Origin of the sequence: Xanthomonas sp. BRIP62418, from assembly GCF_003993495.1 — a bacterium.
Lineage (GTDB): Bacteria > Pseudomonadota > Gammaproteobacteria > Xanthomonadales > Xanthomonadaceae > Xanthomonas > Xanthomonas euroxanthea.
Map to the genome: position 1 here is coordinate 28,043 of NZ_QEZG01000054.1, position 15,508 is coordinate 43,550.

Consider the following 15,508-nt stretch of genomic DNA (forward strand, 5'->3'; position numbering starts at 1 on the left):
CTCGCCTTGGCGCTTCCTTCTCCCGCTGGCGGGGGGAGGTGTCCCAAGGGCGCATGCGGGAAACGCAGCGACAGTTGGTCAACGTCTGCGGACTCGCAGTCAGGCGGTTACGTGCGCGCAACGCCACGCCACGGCCGCGCTTGCTCCACGCCGCGTCCCCATCGCGAATCACATGTCGCGCATTCGCAGCCCCGCCAGCCAATCTGCCTACAGGCACCGTAGAAGTACGCCTGAGCGCGACGGGCCTTCCAGGGGGACGCCTCATCGCGCCCAGGTGCGCTCCTACGCAGGGGAATTGGCCCCAAGAGCGGGCAGACGCCGCGATCAGCGCGCGGGTGTCGACAAGCGAACCCAACTGCAGGCATGGCCTCACGCCGGCTCGTCAGGCACCAGCTCCATCTCCAGCCGCGTGATGCAGTCCTTGAGATGCAGCTTGCGCTTCTTCAGGCGCTTCATCTGCAGCTCGTCCTCCAGGTTCGCGGGCACGCGCTGGATCTCCTCGTCCAACGCGCGGTGGGCGCGTCGCAACTCGGCGATCTGCTCGGCGATCTCGGCGGGTGAGAGGGTTTCCACGGCTCCGAGCATACACAACCGCGGCCCGGTCGCGTCACCTGCTTGCCAGGCCGCTTGAGGCTGCGACAACGCCGGCGCGCCGCCGGGGAAGCGGGCGGCGCACCCGACCCCCTCATTGCCGCGCGGCCACGGCCGTCGAGAAAGGGTCTTACGATGCGCCTGCGGTCTTCCCTGCCGGCCCTGAGCCTGCTCACCGCCGCCAACCTGGCCAGCGCTGCCGACAACGCAATGTCTGACAATTTCGACCTTGTGGATAAGGCAGTGGTGCGCCTATTGGCCACAAGCTGATGAAAGGTCTGGTAACAAGGCAGGATGATGTCATGCCACACGATGTGGAGCGTGGTCAGAGACCTCACAAGCAGTGGCGACCGGAGGACATGCCCCAACCACTATGGAGTTTTCACCATTGTCTGAAGTGACCTGTGATCAGCATTGATGCTCAGTCGGTTGCTCTGGATGGCGCCCACCCTGCATGCGGTTGCATGGTCACCACGCGACTCCAGTCGCGTGTCTGATTGGATTCGGGTGCTGAAGCCGGCGGCCAGACGACGGGTCTTGCTGCCTCCGCCCTACCTGCGATAACCGCGCTGCTCAGCGAGCCTCCTGCTCTGCCTGAGTACCTGCTTTCCAGTGCCGCTGGCGGCGCCATTGCTACGTCGCGTATGAATACCTGGTAAGAGCCAGGCGCTAGAATTCCTCCTCGGCCAATTGGCTGCCAAAATCCAAACCCCTATGCAACGACATCCGGACCTGTATCCCAACGACGACAACGGCGACACCCTCTGGCACATCGCCCAGCGAGGGGTGGATCTATCCAAGCCACGCGAGATTGCGTTCTCCGTGGTCTTTCCCACGAAGGAGTCGGCACTGGAGTTCTCGGTGACGCTGCTGCGCTTCGAGCAGAAGGTGCGTTGCTGCCACTACCCGGACAACACGGCGTTTCCGATGGACGTGACGGTGTATCCGACCATGATCCCAACGTACAAGGCGATTTCGGCGTTCGAGGAAGAGCTGGCAGCCGAAGCCAAGCCGCTGGGTGGCTTGAATGACGGGTGGGAATTTTCCGTGGATGACAAGAACGTCTGACGCGCACGGCATGTAAGCGCCTGCGATGCGGTCACTGCATCGCTGGGCGCGTCGCAGTTTTTTTTCCGCAGCGGCGCTTTACCGCGTCAGCGCTGCGACTGCGGGACGCGGCGCAGCTGCGAGACGTCGTAGCCCATGGCGGCGATACGTTGGACGGCCTGCTGATAGTCGGCCTCGGAGACCTGCGGCGTGCGCGCCATATACCAGACGTAATCGCGCTTGCTGCGTGCCACGATGGTCTGCGAATAGTCTGCATCGCGCCAGGCGATCACGTACTCGGCCTTGAACGGCCAGAAGAATTGCATGCTCCACAGCGCGCCATTGCCCTCCTTCGCCACCCGGCCGATCGGATGCATGGACTTGAGCGGTGCCTCGAAACTTCCCTTGCGGTAGGTAAACGTGGTCTGGATGCGGCCGTCCGGGCGCAGTGCATAGCGCTCGACGGCATCGTAGGCCTTGCGCTCGGGCCGGGTGGGAATGTGCGCGATCACGTACCAGTCGCCCATGAAGCGCGGCACGTCCACGCTGTCTGCGCGCGGCAAGGCGGAACGCGACTCACCGCCGCTGGCACTTCCGTGGGCCGCGAGCGTCAGTAACAACAGCATCGAACCATGTCGCATGACAATCTCCACCTGAAAGAACACGTACATGCCCTACGGAGGTGCCATGCGTGCGGATGCAACCCCATGCGATGCAGTTCCGCACTGGCGCACGCCGGCCTGCCGTGCCAGTGAGGCGACGGTAACGTCCAACATGTCATGGCCGCGTTGAAGCGCCAGGCCAACGTGTTGGGCATGCCAGGAGATGCTCGATCAAAGACTTGAGCGCTGGGGCGACGATCGGCCGCAGTAAGGATCACGACGTGCTTTGAAAGCACCGCGGTGACAGGACGTGTCGTTCAGTGCCGGCGGTGGAGCCATGACGCGCTGGTGGACGTTCCGGGAAGCAGGAGCGCAACGACATTCACCAGGGCGACACCGCGTCTTCTCCATATGGATAAATCGTCGCGATCCTTCCGTCGGCAGCATGCTGCAACGGTGCCATCTTGATGCTGCGCAGATGCGTTTGCCCGCCCGACAAGACAGCGTCGTGATAGAACAGATACCACTGGCCTTCGAACGCACAGATGGAGTGATGCGTGGTCCAGCCGATCACCGGTGCGAGCAGCACGCCCTGGTAGGCGAATGGCCCGTACGGGGACTCGCTGGTGGCGTAGCAGATCAGGTGGGTGTCGCCGGTAGAGTAGGACAGGTAATAGCGGCCCGCATGGCGATGCACCCAGGGGCCTTCGAAGAAGCGGCGGGTGTGGTCGCCGGCGCGGAGCGGGGCGCCGTGTTCGTCGAGGATGACGATCTCGCGGGTGGGCTCTGCCAGTTGCGTCATGTCCTCGCGCAGGCGGGCGACGCGCGGGCCGAGCGCAGGCGCAGCGTCGTCAGGTTCCTGATGGGTCGGCGCGTAGACATTGTCGCGGTAGTGCTGCAGCTGGCCGCCCCAGATGCCGCCGAAGTACAGGTAGTGCGCGCCGTCGTCGTCGGCCAGGACGGCCGGGTCGATCGAGTAGGTGCCGGCGATGGGTTCGGGCTCGGCGACGAACGGGCCTTGCGGGCCATCGCCGACCGCCACGCCGATCTGGAAGATGCCGTCGGCACGTTTGGCGGGAAAATACAGGTAGGTCTTGCCGTCGCGCTGCGCGGCATCCGGTGCCCACATCTGGCGCTGTGCCCAGGGCACGTCGCGCACGTGCAGCACCTGCCCCAGGTCTTCCACCGGCGCGTGCGGATGCGCCATGCGCAGCACGTGGTAGTCGGCCATGTCGAAGTGCGAGCCGTCGTCGCTGAAGGCAACGCCGGCATCGATGTCGTGCGAGGGGTAGATGTACAGCGCGCCGTCGAACACGTGTGCGGACGGGTCGGCGGTGTAGAGGTGGGTGACCAGCGGTGCGGAAATGGCGGTGCGCGCCAGCGCCTGCAGTGCAGCGGTGTGCAGTTCATCGGACATGCGCGTACCTGTGCATGAGGTGGGAGGAGGGAGTCAGGGCGAAGCGAGTGGTGCGGCCTGACGGCGCAGGCCCAGCTCGTGTTCGATGCGGGTTTCCAGCGTCTTGTCGATCTCGTACAGCGCCAGCAACGCGGTGCCGAGCAGGAACGGGACGGACGCATACACGCTGATGGCCAGGCGAATGCCGCTCGTCACCGCAGCGCCTTGCAGCGGCAGGGCGGCGTCGTAGCCATAGAAGGCCAGGATGCCGGCGACCAGGGCGCCTCCGACGCTCAGGCCGATCTTCAGCCCGCACAACATCGCCGAGAAGATGATCGCGGTGGCGCGGCGGTGGTTCTTCCACTCCGAGTAGTCGGCCACGTCGGCGATCATCGCCCACAGCAGCGGGATGGTGATGCCGTAGAAGAAGCCATGCAGCACATAGGAGGCGAACACCCAGCCGATCGCCGCCGGCGGATACACATAGAACGCCAGCAAAAACAGCGTGGAAACCAGCAGCGCGCCGCCGAACACATTGCGCTTGCCGTGGCGGTCGGCCAGGCGTTTGGAAAAGCCGATGCCCACGATCATCGCCAGGATGCCGCCGGCGCTGAACACGCTGAAGGCCGAGGTCGGTGCGTCCTGCGGCCATTGCAGTGCGCTCATGCCGGCGCCGGTGAGCACGCTATTGATTGCAGCGATGAAGCGGTTGAAGCCGGCATTGTCGAGGAACTGCGCCAGCGCGCCGGCATCGAGGTAGTACTTGAAGTAGTAGATGTACATCCCGCCTTTCATGGCGAGATTGATGAAGACCAGGATGGTCAGCGCCAGCATCACCAGCCAGGGCTTGTTGCGGACCAGATCGCCCAGGTCCTGGCGCACGCTGCTGCGTTGTTCGCTGATCGGCAGCACCCGCTCGCGGGTGGTGAAGAAGGTGATCAGGAAGCACAGCGTACCGACGGCGGCGAACAGCGCCATGGTGTTGCGAAAGCCCTGCGCCTTGTCGCCATTGCCCAGGATCAGCACCAGCGGCAGCAGCAACACCTGGATGATGAACTGCGCGAAGGTCACCGCCAGGAAGCGATACGCCGACAGGCTGTTGCGCTGCTCCATGCTGCCGGTGAGCACGCCGCTCAATGCCGAATAGGGCAGGTTGTTGGCCACGTATACCAGCATCAGCAGCGTGTAGGTGGCGAAGGCGTAGGCGATCTTGCCCTGCTCGCCGAGGGCGGGCGTGTTGAATGCAGCCAGCGACAACGCACCGAACGGCACTGCCGTCCACAGGATCCACGGGCGGAACTTGCCCCAGCGCGTGCGGGTGCGGTCGGCCAGGATGCCGATGATGGGCGTGAACACGAACGCGCCAAGCATGCCCACCACGAAGATCAGCGTGGCGGCCACACCCGCCGGGATGCGGAACACATCGGTGTAGAAGAACGCCAGGAAGGTGACCAGCGTCTGGAAGATCAGGTTGGCGGCCAGGTCGCCCAGGCTGTAGCCGATCTTTTCGCGCAGGGAGAGCTGTTGTGACGGATCGTTCATGAGGCGGGGCGGGCTCGAGGAGTGCTGCGGGAAACGCCGCGGCGCGCGCCATGCCGCCGACCGCGATCGGTACGGATCGCGCCGGCAGGCATGGCGCCTGAAGTGTCCGGCAAAACCGCGCGCGCCGTCGCCAGGGCAGCGGCAGCGGCATGCGGTGCGCGGGCCATGCAACAAGGCCACGCGCGCTCCACGGGTCGGCCACACCCGCCCGGCCTCTGTGCGGTCGTGTCGATGACCACGCTCAGAACGTGCCGCGGATGCCGAGCATGACCGTGCGGCCGGGCTCGTACAGATCGTAGGTGGCGTTGGGCCAGGCGTAGGTGGTGCGCAACGGTTCGTCGGTGAGGTTGGTGACGTTGAGGGTGAGCTGCGGCTTGGACGGCAACCAGTCCAGTGCGTAGCTGGCCGACAGGTCCAGCTGGCCACGCGCATCGGCGTTGAGGCGCGCATACGGAATGCCGTTCTGGTTGGCGCCGGAGATCACCATGTCGTCGTTCCAGGTGTAGGACAGGCGCACCGAGGCGGCATCCTTTTCCCAGTACACGGTGCCGTTCCACAGGTTGGGTGCGACGCCGACCGCCACTGCCGGAATGCCTTCGCCTTCGGAGGATTGGGTGACATGCGTGTAGTTCACGCTGAAGCCCATGCCGTCGACCAGCTTGTCCAGCGGCTGCACCCAGATTGCCTCGGTGCCGCGGATGTTGAGCACGCCGTCGGCGTTGACCTGGGTCTGCACATCCACGGTGGCCGCATTCGGGCCGCCGCGCTGGTCCAGGCCGGCCTGCTGGATCGGCAGCAGGCTGTCGTAGGGCACGCCCAGGTCGTTGAAGGGAATGCGCCGCACGCCGTTGACGGTGAAGCCGCTGATGCGCTTGTTGAACAGCGTCAGGCCCACATAGCCTTCGCCACCGGTGTACCACTCGCCGCCGAAATCCACGTTGGTGGACAGATACGGCGCCAGGTTCGGATTGCCCTGGGTTGCGGTCTGCGCGGAGGGGTCGCTGAAGTTGGTGTTGGGCAGCATCGCGCTGGGATCGGGGCGGGTGAGCGTGCGCGAGCTGGACAGGCGCAGCACCACGTTGTCTGCCACGTCCCAGGCGGCGTTGAACGAGGGCAGGGTTTCCTTGTAGTCCGAATCCAGCACCTGGATGCGGCGGATGCCGTTGATGGTGACCGGGCCGGTGATGGTCTGGTCGGTGGCCACGTAGCGCACGCCGGCGTTGAAGCGCAGCGTGCGGTTCCACACCTCGGTTTCGGCGTTGGTTTCGATGTAGAAACCCCAGTTCTTTTCGCGGATGCCGCCGGCCGAGGCACCGGTGTTGGCGGAGTTGGTTTCCGGGGCGGAATCGCGTAGCGCGTAGTAGTTGGTGTCGCCCAGGAAGCGGTTGAAATCGGCGGTGATGAAGCCGTCCGGGCCGGGGCGCAGATAGCCGGCCAGGGCCGCATTCGGAATTGCCGAGCCGGGGCCGCCGTTGCAGATGGTGCCGCCGCCGCCGCGGCAGACCACCTGCTCCCAGGCGATGCTGTTGTCGAAGCCGCGAATGGTGCGCTCGGCCTGGTCGTAGGCGGCGCCGATCTTGATGTTGCGCTTGTCTTCGCCGAATTGCAGGTCGGCACGTCCGCCACGTGTTTCGGTCACGCGTTTCTCGTTCTGGATATTGACCCGGCCACCGTTCCAGCCCCAGCCCAGGTTCGGGTCGTTGAGATCGAGCGGGCTGCTGATCGACGGGCGGTCGCCGCCTTCATTGCGGTAGTCGACGGTGGTGAACGGCGAGGTGACCAGGATGCTGGGCGACTCACGATCCAGCCAGCTGCGCGTGGCATTGGCCTGCACGTTGAGCTTGATGTCCTGGTCCGCGCCGAACAACAGTTCCGCACCCGGGTTGACGCTCCAGAACTTGACCTCTTCGCGGTACGGGCGCGCTTCCAGGAAGTACTGCGCATTGGCGAAGGTGGCGCTGGTGACCACGTTGTTCTGGTCCAGCTGCATGCCCAGCGGAATCATGTTGCCGTTGCGGCCGATCAGATTCATGCTGATGCGCTCGGTGGTGCGCTTGGCTTCCGAATACAGCGTATCCAGGTAGAAATGCATGCTGTCGGAGGGGCGCCATTCCAGCGACATCACCGAGGCATCGCGGTCGCGATCGCCATTCATGTACACGCTGCGGCCCAGCCGCGGAATCAGTGCGTCGCTGATCTGGTCGATGCTCAGGCCGGGGTTGCGCGCCAGCAGCCAGGCCGCATCGATGGTCTCGCCGGTGGTCAGGCCGCTGCCGGCGGTGGCCGGCACGCGGTCGGGGATGCGCCAGTTGCCGCCACCATTGACGTTGCACGCGGCCGGCTGATTGGTGGCCGGCGTGCCCGCAGGCGGGGTGAGGCCGCACTGGGTGTAGGTGAGGCCGGGGTTGGTCCAGCCCACGCTTTCGAAGCCGCGCACGCCCAGCTTGCTGCGCACCGAGGCCACGCCGAACAGCGCGCCGAAGGTGCCTGCCTCGTTGGTCCAGCTGCCCATGAAGGCGCCGCGCGGGGTGGTCTTTTCGCTGGTGCTGTTCCAGTCGGCCTGGGCCTGGTAGGTGAAGTGCACGCCGGGGCGATCGAACGGCCGCGCGCTGCGCATGTCCACCACACCGGACACGCCACCTTCGAGCATGCTCGCGGTGGGCGTCTTGCTCACGGTGAGCTGGGTGAAGAATTCGGTGGGAAACAGGTTCAGATCGACTTCGCGGTTCTGGTTCTGCGCGTTCAGGCCGATCGAGGCGGTGGCGATGCTGGCGCCGTTGAGCGTGGTCTTGGTGAAGCTGGTGCCCAGGCCGCGGATGGCGATGTTCAAGCCCTCGCCATTGACGTCGCGCGAGAGCTGCACACCGGGGATGCGGTTGAGCGACTCGGCGATATTCATGTCCGGGAACTTGCCGATGTCCTCGGCAAACACGGTGTCGGCAAAGCCCACCGAGTCGCGCTTGGCATCGGTGGAGAACTGGATGCTGCGTCGGTAGCCGGAGACGGTGACGGTGTCGAGCTGGGTCACCGCATCGCCGCCGGCAGCGGTGGCCGGTGGCGGTTGTGCGGCAGGCGCGGCGCTGCTGGCATCGCTGGACTGTGCCCAGGCGGCAGTGCTGGCCATGCCCAGCAGGATGGACCCCAACGCGCAGGACAACGCGGTTCGTGCGTAGCTGTTCTTCACCGTAATCCCTTCCCTAACAGGTGAGCAGATGTCCCACGCATCGCCCCTGCGCAGGGAGTGCCGCTGCCGATGCGCGGCGCGGCGATGGTGCGGTGGGGAAGAACGGGCGATCAGTGACGCCGGATGGTAGCGCTACCAAATTCAGAACATCACGCTGCAGGGCAGCATAGTCGGCGGGGGCAACGCAGCGACTGCGACAGTGGCGCTGCTCAAACCCGTATTCGTCATGCATGACCTTGTGGCGTGCTGCACTGCGCGATGGTTTTTGCCCGATGGCGTGGTAATGGTAGCGCTATCACCCGTGGCGCAAGGCCACCTTCGTGCAGGTGCAGTGCTCGATGAATCGAACCGAAGAACGCGGCAGCCAGAGGCCGGGCTACCCCGAGCATGCGGCAGTGCCTAGCAGTGGTCGCTGCGCGATTGCCCCGCGCATGCTGCGCGCAGCAGCGCTGCGGCGCGCGGGCACATGAGCCAGTTGCCGCACGCCGCAGCGCCCGCCGGCACGCTGGCGCGCCTGGGCCGCATGCGGTGGCGCGTGTGCGCACTGCTGCTTGCCGCCACCACCATCAACTATGTCGACCGCCAGGTGCTGGGCGTGCTGGCGCCGTTTCTGCAGACGCAGATCGGCTGGAACGAGATCCAGTACGGCTATATCGTCACCGCCTTCCAGGCCGCCTACGCGCTGGGCCTGTTGTGCAGCGGTGCGGTGATCGACCGCTTCGGGACGCGCGTCGGCTACGCGCTGGCGATCGGCATCTGGAGCCTGGCGGCGATGGGGCATGCGCTGGCCACCAGCGTGGTGGGCTTTGCGATCGCGCGCTTCTTCCTGGGGCTGGGCGAGTCCGGCAACTTCCCCGCTGCGTTGAAGACGGTGGCCGAGTGGTTCCCGCGTCGCGAGCGCGCCCTGGCCACCGGCATCTTCAATTCCGGCTCCAATATCGGTGCCATCGTCGCGCCGTTGCTGGTGCCGCTGATCGCCACCGCCTGGGGCTGGCAGGCGGCCTTCCTGTTCACCGGCGTGCTCAGCGCCACCTGGCTGCTGGTGTGGTGGCTCAGTTATCACCCGCCGGAGCAGCAGCCCGGCCTGTCGGCGGCAGAGCTGGCGCATATCCGCAGCGATGCGCACGAGCCGGTGCAGCGGCGGCTGTCGTGGCTGCAGGTGCTGCGGCACCGGCAGGCCTGGGCGTTCGTGCTGGGCAAGTTCATCACCGACCCGATCTGGTGGTTCTTCCTGTTCTGGCTGCCCAAGTTCCTGCATGCCGAATACGGTTTGAGCCTGTTGCAACTGGGCGCGCCGTTGATCGTGATCTTCGTGCTGGCCGACATCGGCAGCATCGCCGGTGGCTGGGTCGCCGGGCGCTTCATCGCGCGCGGCTGGAGCGTCAACCGCGCGCGCAAGACCGCCATGCTGATCTGCGCCGTCTCGGTGGTGCCGATCGTGTTCGCTGCACGTGCCGACAATCTGTGGCTGGCGGTCGGCCTGATCGGCCTGGCCACCGCCGCGCACCAGGGCTGGTCGGCCAACCTGTTCACGCTGCCCTCGGACATGTTTCCGCGGCATGCGGTGGCCACGGTGGTCGGCATCGGCGGCTTTGCCGGTGCGGTCGGTGGCATGCTGATCGCCACCTTCATCGGGTTCCTGCTGCAGGCCACCGGCAGTTATGTGCCGGTGTTCCTGATGGCAGGCTCGGCCTACCTGCTGGCGCTGGCGTTGGTGCACGCGCTGGTACCACGCCTGGAGCCGGCGCAGCTGCCGGCAGCGGCCTCACCGGCCGCCACCGCATCGTCCTGAGGGGAGCATCATGCACTTACGCACACTGGCAGCCGGCGTGTTGTTTGCAGCGAACATCGCAAGCCTGGCGCAGGCCGCGCCGCTGGCCGCCGGCGCGCCCAAGTTCCTGGGCAGTGCCTACAGCCCGCAACAGGCGCCAGGATTCGCGCAGTACTGGAACAAGCTCACACCCGAAAACAGCGGCAAGTGGGGCAGCGTGGAAGCGGTGCGCGACCAGATGGACTGGAGCGGGCTGCATACGGCCTACCGCTTTGCCAAGGCCAATGGCATGCCGTTCCAGATGCATGTGATGGTGTGGGGCAACCAGCAGCCGGAGTGGATCAAGTCGTTGCCGCCGGCCGAGCAACGCCGCGAGATCGCGCAGTGGTTTGCTGCGGTGGCGCAGCGGTATCCGGACATCGACCTGCTGGAAGTGGTCAACGAACCGCTCAACGACCCGCCCAGCAAGGACGACACCGGCGGCGGCAATTATCTGCAGGCACTCGGCGGCAACGGCGCCAGCGGCTGGGAATGGGTGCTGCAGTCGTTCCGGCTGGCGCGCCAGCACTTCCCGCGTGCGCGGCTGATGATCAACGACTACAGCATCACCAACAGCGCCCAGGCCACGCAGAAGTACCTGCAGATCGTGCAGCTGCTGCAGCGCGAGCAGCTGGTCGATGCGATCGGCGTGCAGGAGCACGCCTTCGAAACCACCCCGAACGTGGCGATGTCGGTGCATCGTGCCAATCTCGATACATTGGCCGCGACCGGCCTGCCGATCTACATCACCGAGTTCGATCTGGACGGCCCCAGCGATGCGCAGCAGCTGGCCGACTACCAGCGCGTCTTCCCGGTGTTCTGGGAGCACCCGGCGGTGCGCGGCATCACGCTGTGGGGGTTCCGCCCCGGCCTGTGGCGCGACAAGGAGGCGGCGTACCTGATCCGTGCCGATGGCACCGAACGGCCTGCGCTGACCTGGCTGCGCGATTACGTTGCCAGCCATCCCGGCACGTCCGCGCCATGACGCGGGCGGCCGACAGGTTTCGTTCTTCGTCTCTCTGGATACCCTGATTCCATGTCCACGCCCTCGCCCCTGACCTTGCACGACGACCGCCTGCTGCCCGCCGACCCTGGCACGCGCGCGATCGCACGGCGCCTGTATGCGCAGGTCGCCGCGCTGCCGATCATCAGCCCGCACGGCCATACCGACCCGGCATGGTTCGCCACCGATGCGCCATTCGCCAATGCCACCGAGTTGCTGCTGGTGCCGGACCATTATGTGTTCCGCATGCTCTACAGCCAGGGCATCGCGTTGGACGCATTGGGCATCCCGCGGGCGGACGGGTCGCGCGCGGCGGTGGACCCGCGCGCGGCGTGGCGCGTGTTCGCCGAGCACTACACGTTGCTGCGCGGTACGCCGTCAGCGTTGTGGCTCAACCATGTCTTCCATGACGTGTTCGATTTGCGCATCCGGCTGGATGCCGGCACCGCCGATCATTACTACGACCACATCACCGCCGCCTTGCAGACAGCGGCGTTTCGCCCGCGGGCCTTGTTCGAGCGTTTCAACATCGAGGTGATCGCCACCACCGAATCGCCGCTGGACACGCTGCAGCACCACGCGGCCATTCGCGCCAGCGGCTGGACGGGACGCGTGCTCACCGCGTACCGGCCGGACCCGGTGGTCGACCCCGAACACGAACAGTTTGCCGGCGCGCTGCAGCAGTTTGGCGCGCTCACCGGCGAGGACGTGCTGAGCTGGCAGGGCTATCTGCGTGCGCATCGGCAGCGCCGCGCGTTCTTTGCCGCACACGGCGCAACCTCCACCGACCATGGCCACCCCAGCGCGGCCACCGCCGATCTGTCGCCGGCCGAGGCGCAGCGCCTGTTCGACACCGTGGTGCGCGGTGCGGCCACGCCGGCGCAGGCCGAGCTGTTCCGCGCGCAGGTGCTGACCGAGATGGCGGCGATGAGCCTGGACGATGGCCTGGTGATGCAGCTGCATCCGGGCTGCTTCCGCAATCACAACCGGCAGCTGTTCCAGACCTTCGGGCGCGACAAGGGCGCCGATATTCCGATGCGCACCGACTACGTGCATGCGCTCAAGCCCTTGCTGGACCGGTTCGGGAACGACCCGCGCCTGCACCTGATCGTGTTTACCCTGGACGAGACCAGCTACAGCCGCGAGCTGGCGCCCCTGGCCGGGCATTACCCGTCGCTGTTGCTGGGCCCAGCCTGGTGGTTCCATGACGCGCCGGAGGGCATGTGGCGCTTCCGCGAGCAGACCCTGGCCAGCGCCGGCTTCTGCAACACCGTGGGTTTCAACGACGACACCCGCGCCTTCCTGTCTATTCCGGCACGCCACGATGTGGCGCGGCGCGTGGACAGCGCGTTTCTCGCCAGGCTGGTTGCCGAGCATCGCCTGGATGAGGATGAAGCGGTCGAGGTGGCGATCGATCTGGCCTACCGCTTGCCCAAGCGGGCCTACCACCTGTGAAGGTGGGCGAGGCAGCAGGCAGCGATGCCCACCCGTGTGCACGAAGGGCGAACATGCCGTGCGTGCATAGACGGCAGAAGAGTGTCGCGCCATGACGCGTGCCGGCAGGCAGGCACCGGTGATGCGCGATTTGAGGCGCTGCGCAGGTGTTGCACGTGTGGCGATGCTCTGCATCTTCATCGTCATGCCCGCGCTGGCAGCACCACCGGCGCCTACCGAACTGCCACGTGAGCGGGTCTCGCTCAACGCGCAATGGCGCTTCCACCGCGGCGACCCTCCCGGCAATCGCCAACTCCTGGATTACGACGTCCGCCCGCAGGTGCTACGCAGCGAAGACGGCAAGGTGGCCGATGCCCGGCCCGAGCAGGCGCAGCACCTCGATGCCACCGCAACACGCGTGCTCAAGCCGTGGATCCTGCCCACAGCCAATGCGTTGATTGCAGACCCGGCAAACCGCCATGTCCGCCCGCCCGGGCATCCGGGCAGCAGCGTGGCCTTCGTGCAGCCGCAGTTCGACGACAGCGGCTGGGAGCGCGTGGATCTGCCGCACGATTGGGCCATCGCCGGGCCGTTCCTGGCCGATGGCCCGTACGGCGGCATGGGGCGCCTGCCGAGCTGGGGCGTGGGCTGGTACCGCAAGACGCTGGACATTCCGGCCAGCGATCGCGGACGTTCGCTGTTTCTGGATCTCGATGGGGCGATGGCCTATGCCACGGTCTGGCTCAACGGCAAGCTGGTCGGCGGCTGGCCGTATGGCTACAGCTCCTGGCGCGTGGACCTGAGCCCGTACGTGGTGTTTGGCGCCAGCAACCAGCTGGCGATCCGCCTGGACAACCCGCCCGACTCGGCGCGTTGGTATCCCGGTGGCGGGCTGTATCGCAATGTATGGCTGACCAGGACCGCGCCGCTGCATGTCGCGCACTGGGGCACGCAGCTGACCACGCCGCAGGTGTCGGCCGACAGGGCGCAGGTGCAGCTGGCAGTCACGCTGGACAATGCCGCCCGCAGTGCGGTGCAGGCGCAGGTGAGCACCGCGATCTATGTGCTCGACGCTGCACGCGGTACGCGCAGTGGCGAGCCGGTCGCGCGCATTGCCGCCATGCGGGTTGCGGTTCCCGCGGGCGGGAGCGCACGCGTGCAGGGCAGCACGCAGATCGACCATCCACGTCTCTGGGGCCCGCCGCCCACCCAGCGCCCACATCGCTATGTCGCAGTGACCGAGGTCCGCCAGGACGGGCACGTGGTGGATCGCTACGAAACACCGTTCGGCATCCGCAGCATCGTGTTCGATGCCGAGCAGGGCCTGCTGGTCAACGGCGAACAGGTGCCGATTCGCGGCGTGAACAATCATCACGACCTCGGCGCGCTGGGTGCGGCGTTCAATGTGCGCGCCGCCGAGCGGCAACTGCAGCTGCTGCAGCAGATGGGCGCCAACGCCATCCGCATGAGCCATAACCCGCCCGCGCCGGAGCTGCTGGAGCTGACCGACCGCATGGGCCTGCTGGTGGTGGACGAGGTGTTCGACAGTTGGCAGATGAAGAAGACCCCGCTGGATTTCCACCTGGTGTTCCCGCAATGGCACGAGCCGGACCTGCGCGCGATGCTGCGGCGCGACCGCAATCATCCCTCGGTGATGCTGTGGAGCGTGGGCAACGAAGTCGGCGAGCAATACACCGGCGAGCAGGGCGCGGCGATCGCACGCACACTGCACGCCATCGTGCATGAGGAAGACCCCTCGCGCCCAGCCACGGTGGCGATGAACTACGCCTCGCCCGAAATGCCACTGCCCGCTGCGCTGGATGTCATCAGCCTCAACTACCAGGGCGAAGGCATCCGCGACACACCGGAATTCGCCGGCACCGAGCGTATCCGCAAGCAACCGCAATACCCGGCGTTCCATGCGACGTTTCCGCACAAGGCCATCCTCAGCAGCGAGACCGCCTCGGCCTTGAGCAGCCGCGGCGTGTATCTGTTTCCGGTGACGCCGGACACCAGCGCGCCGGTGCGCGATGGGCGCGGCGGCGATTCGGTCGCGCACCAGGTCAGCGCCTACGAACTGCATGCGGTGGACTTCGGCTCCAGCGCCGACAAGGTGTTCGCGGCCCAGGACCAGCATCGGTATGTTGCCGGCGAATTCGTCTGGACCGGTTTCGATTATCTGGGCGAGCCCACGCCGTACTACAGTTCGCGCAGTTCCTACTCCGGCATCTTCGATCTGGCCGGTTTTCCCAAGGACCGCTACTGGCTGTATCAGTCACGCTGGCGCCCCGACCTGCCGATGGCGCACCTGCTGCCGCACTGGACCTGGCCCGGCCGCGAGGGCCAGGTCACGCCGGTGCATGTGTTCACCTCCGGTGACGAGGCCGAGCTGTTCGTCAACGGCGTCTCGCAGGGGCGCAAGCGCAAGGGCCCGCTGCAGTACCGGCTGCGCTGGGACGATGTGGTCTACCAGCCGGGCGAGCTGCGCGTGCAGGCGTACAGGCAGGGCAAGCCTTGGGCCAGCGACCGCGTGCAGACCGCCGGCAGCGCCGCGCGCATGCAGGTGATGCCCGACCGCAGCCGCATCCGTGGCGATGGGCAGGATCTGAGCTTTGTCACCGTGCGCCTGTTCGATCGCGCCGACCGTCCTGCGCCGACCGCTGGCGACCGCCTGCGTTTCCGCATCGAGGGCCCGGGCGAACTCGTCGCTACCGATAATGGCGACCCCACCAACCTGGAGTCGTTCGCCGCGCCGCAGCGCAACGCCTTCAACGGCCTGTGTCTGGCGATCGTGCGCGGCAAGGCCGGCGTGCGGGGCACGATCACCGTCCATGTCGAGTCCGACAGCTTGCAGGCGGCCAGTGCGCAGGTGGTGGTGGAGTGATGGGGCTGCTGCTCG

10 protein-coding genes are annotated in these 15,508 nt (G+C 66.5%); 5 read left to right on the forward strand and 5 right to left on the reverse strand.

Going from position 1 to position 15,508, the window contains the following annotated elements:
• Positions 1–369 precede the first annotated feature (369 nt).
• Positions 370–573, reverse strand: a complete 204-nt coding sequence (locus tag EO174_RS21065; protein WP_164738977.1) for a YdcH family protein — start codon at positions 571–573, stop codon at positions 370–372.
• 732 nt (positions 574–1,305) lie between these two features.
• On the opposite strand from EO174_RS21065, the gene EO174_RS21070 reads away from it, so the two are divergent.
• Positions 1,306–1,659, forward strand: coding sequence for a ribonuclease E inhibitor RraB (locus tag EO174_RS21070; RefSeq protein ID WP_126947273.1), 354 nt, complete (start codon positions 1,306–1,308; stop codon positions 1,657–1,659).
• Between the two features lie 86 nt (positions 1,660–1,745).
• Here EO174_RS21070 and EO174_RS21075 read toward each other — a convergent pair whose 3' ends face one another.
• The 4 genes from EO174_RS21075 to EO174_RS21085 form a co-directional block, all read right to left on the reverse strand.
• Positions 1,746–2,279: a lipocalin family protein gene (locus EO174_RS21075; RefSeq protein WP_126947275.1), complete on the reverse strand. Its 534-nt coding sequence runs from the start codon at positions 2,277–2,279 to the stop codon at positions 1,746–1,748.
• 343 nt (positions 2,280–2,622) lie between these two features.
• Positions 2,623–3,657: a glycoside hydrolase family 43 protein gene (locus EO174_RS23280; protein WP_241240055.1), complete on the reverse strand. Its 1,035-nt coding sequence runs from the start codon at positions 3,655–3,657 to the stop codon at positions 2,623–2,625.
• 33 nt (positions 3,658–3,690) lie between these two features.
• A complete protein-coding gene (locus EO174_RS23285; protein ID WP_241240056.1) occupies positions 3,691–5,178 on the reverse strand; it encodes an MFS transporter in 1,488 nt (495 codons plus the stop codon).
• Between the two features lie 241 nt (positions 5,179–5,419).
• Positions 5,420–8,362 carry a TonB-dependent receptor gene (locus EO174_RS21085; RefSeq protein ID WP_164740293.1) on the reverse strand — a complete coding sequence of 981 codons (2,943 nt, stop codon included), beginning with the start codon at positions 8,360–8,362 and terminating at the stop codon, positions 5,420–5,422.
• 466 nt (positions 8,363–8,828) lie between these two features.
• On the opposite strand from EO174_RS21085, the gene EO174_RS21090 reads away from it, so the two are divergent.
• From EO174_RS21090 to galB, 4 genes are all read left to right on the forward strand, one after another.
• Positions 8,829–10,154, forward strand: coding sequence for an MFS transporter (locus EO174_RS21090; protein ID WP_126947277.1), 1,326 nt, complete (start codon positions 8,829–8,831; stop codon positions 10,152–10,154).
• A gap of 10 nt (positions 10,155–10,164) precedes the next feature.
• Positions 10,165–11,157 (forward strand): endo-1,4-beta-xylanase, encoded by a 993-nt coding sequence (locus tag EO174_RS21095; protein ID WP_126947280.1) that lies wholly within the window; start codon positions 10,165–10,167, stop codon positions 11,155–11,157.
• Between the two features lie 51 nt (positions 11,158–11,208).
• Entirely contained in the window at positions 11,209–12,630 is a 1,422-nt protein-coding gene (uxaC, locus tag EO174_RS21100) for a glucuronate isomerase (protein ID WP_126947283.1), read from the forward strand.
• A gap of 184 nt (positions 12,631–12,814) precedes the next feature.
• Entirely contained in the window at positions 12,815–15,493 is a 2,679-nt protein-coding gene (gene galB, locus EO174_RS21105; protein ID WP_126947325.1) for a beta-galactosidase GalB, read from the forward strand.
• Positions 15,494–15,508: the final 15 nt, after the last annotated feature.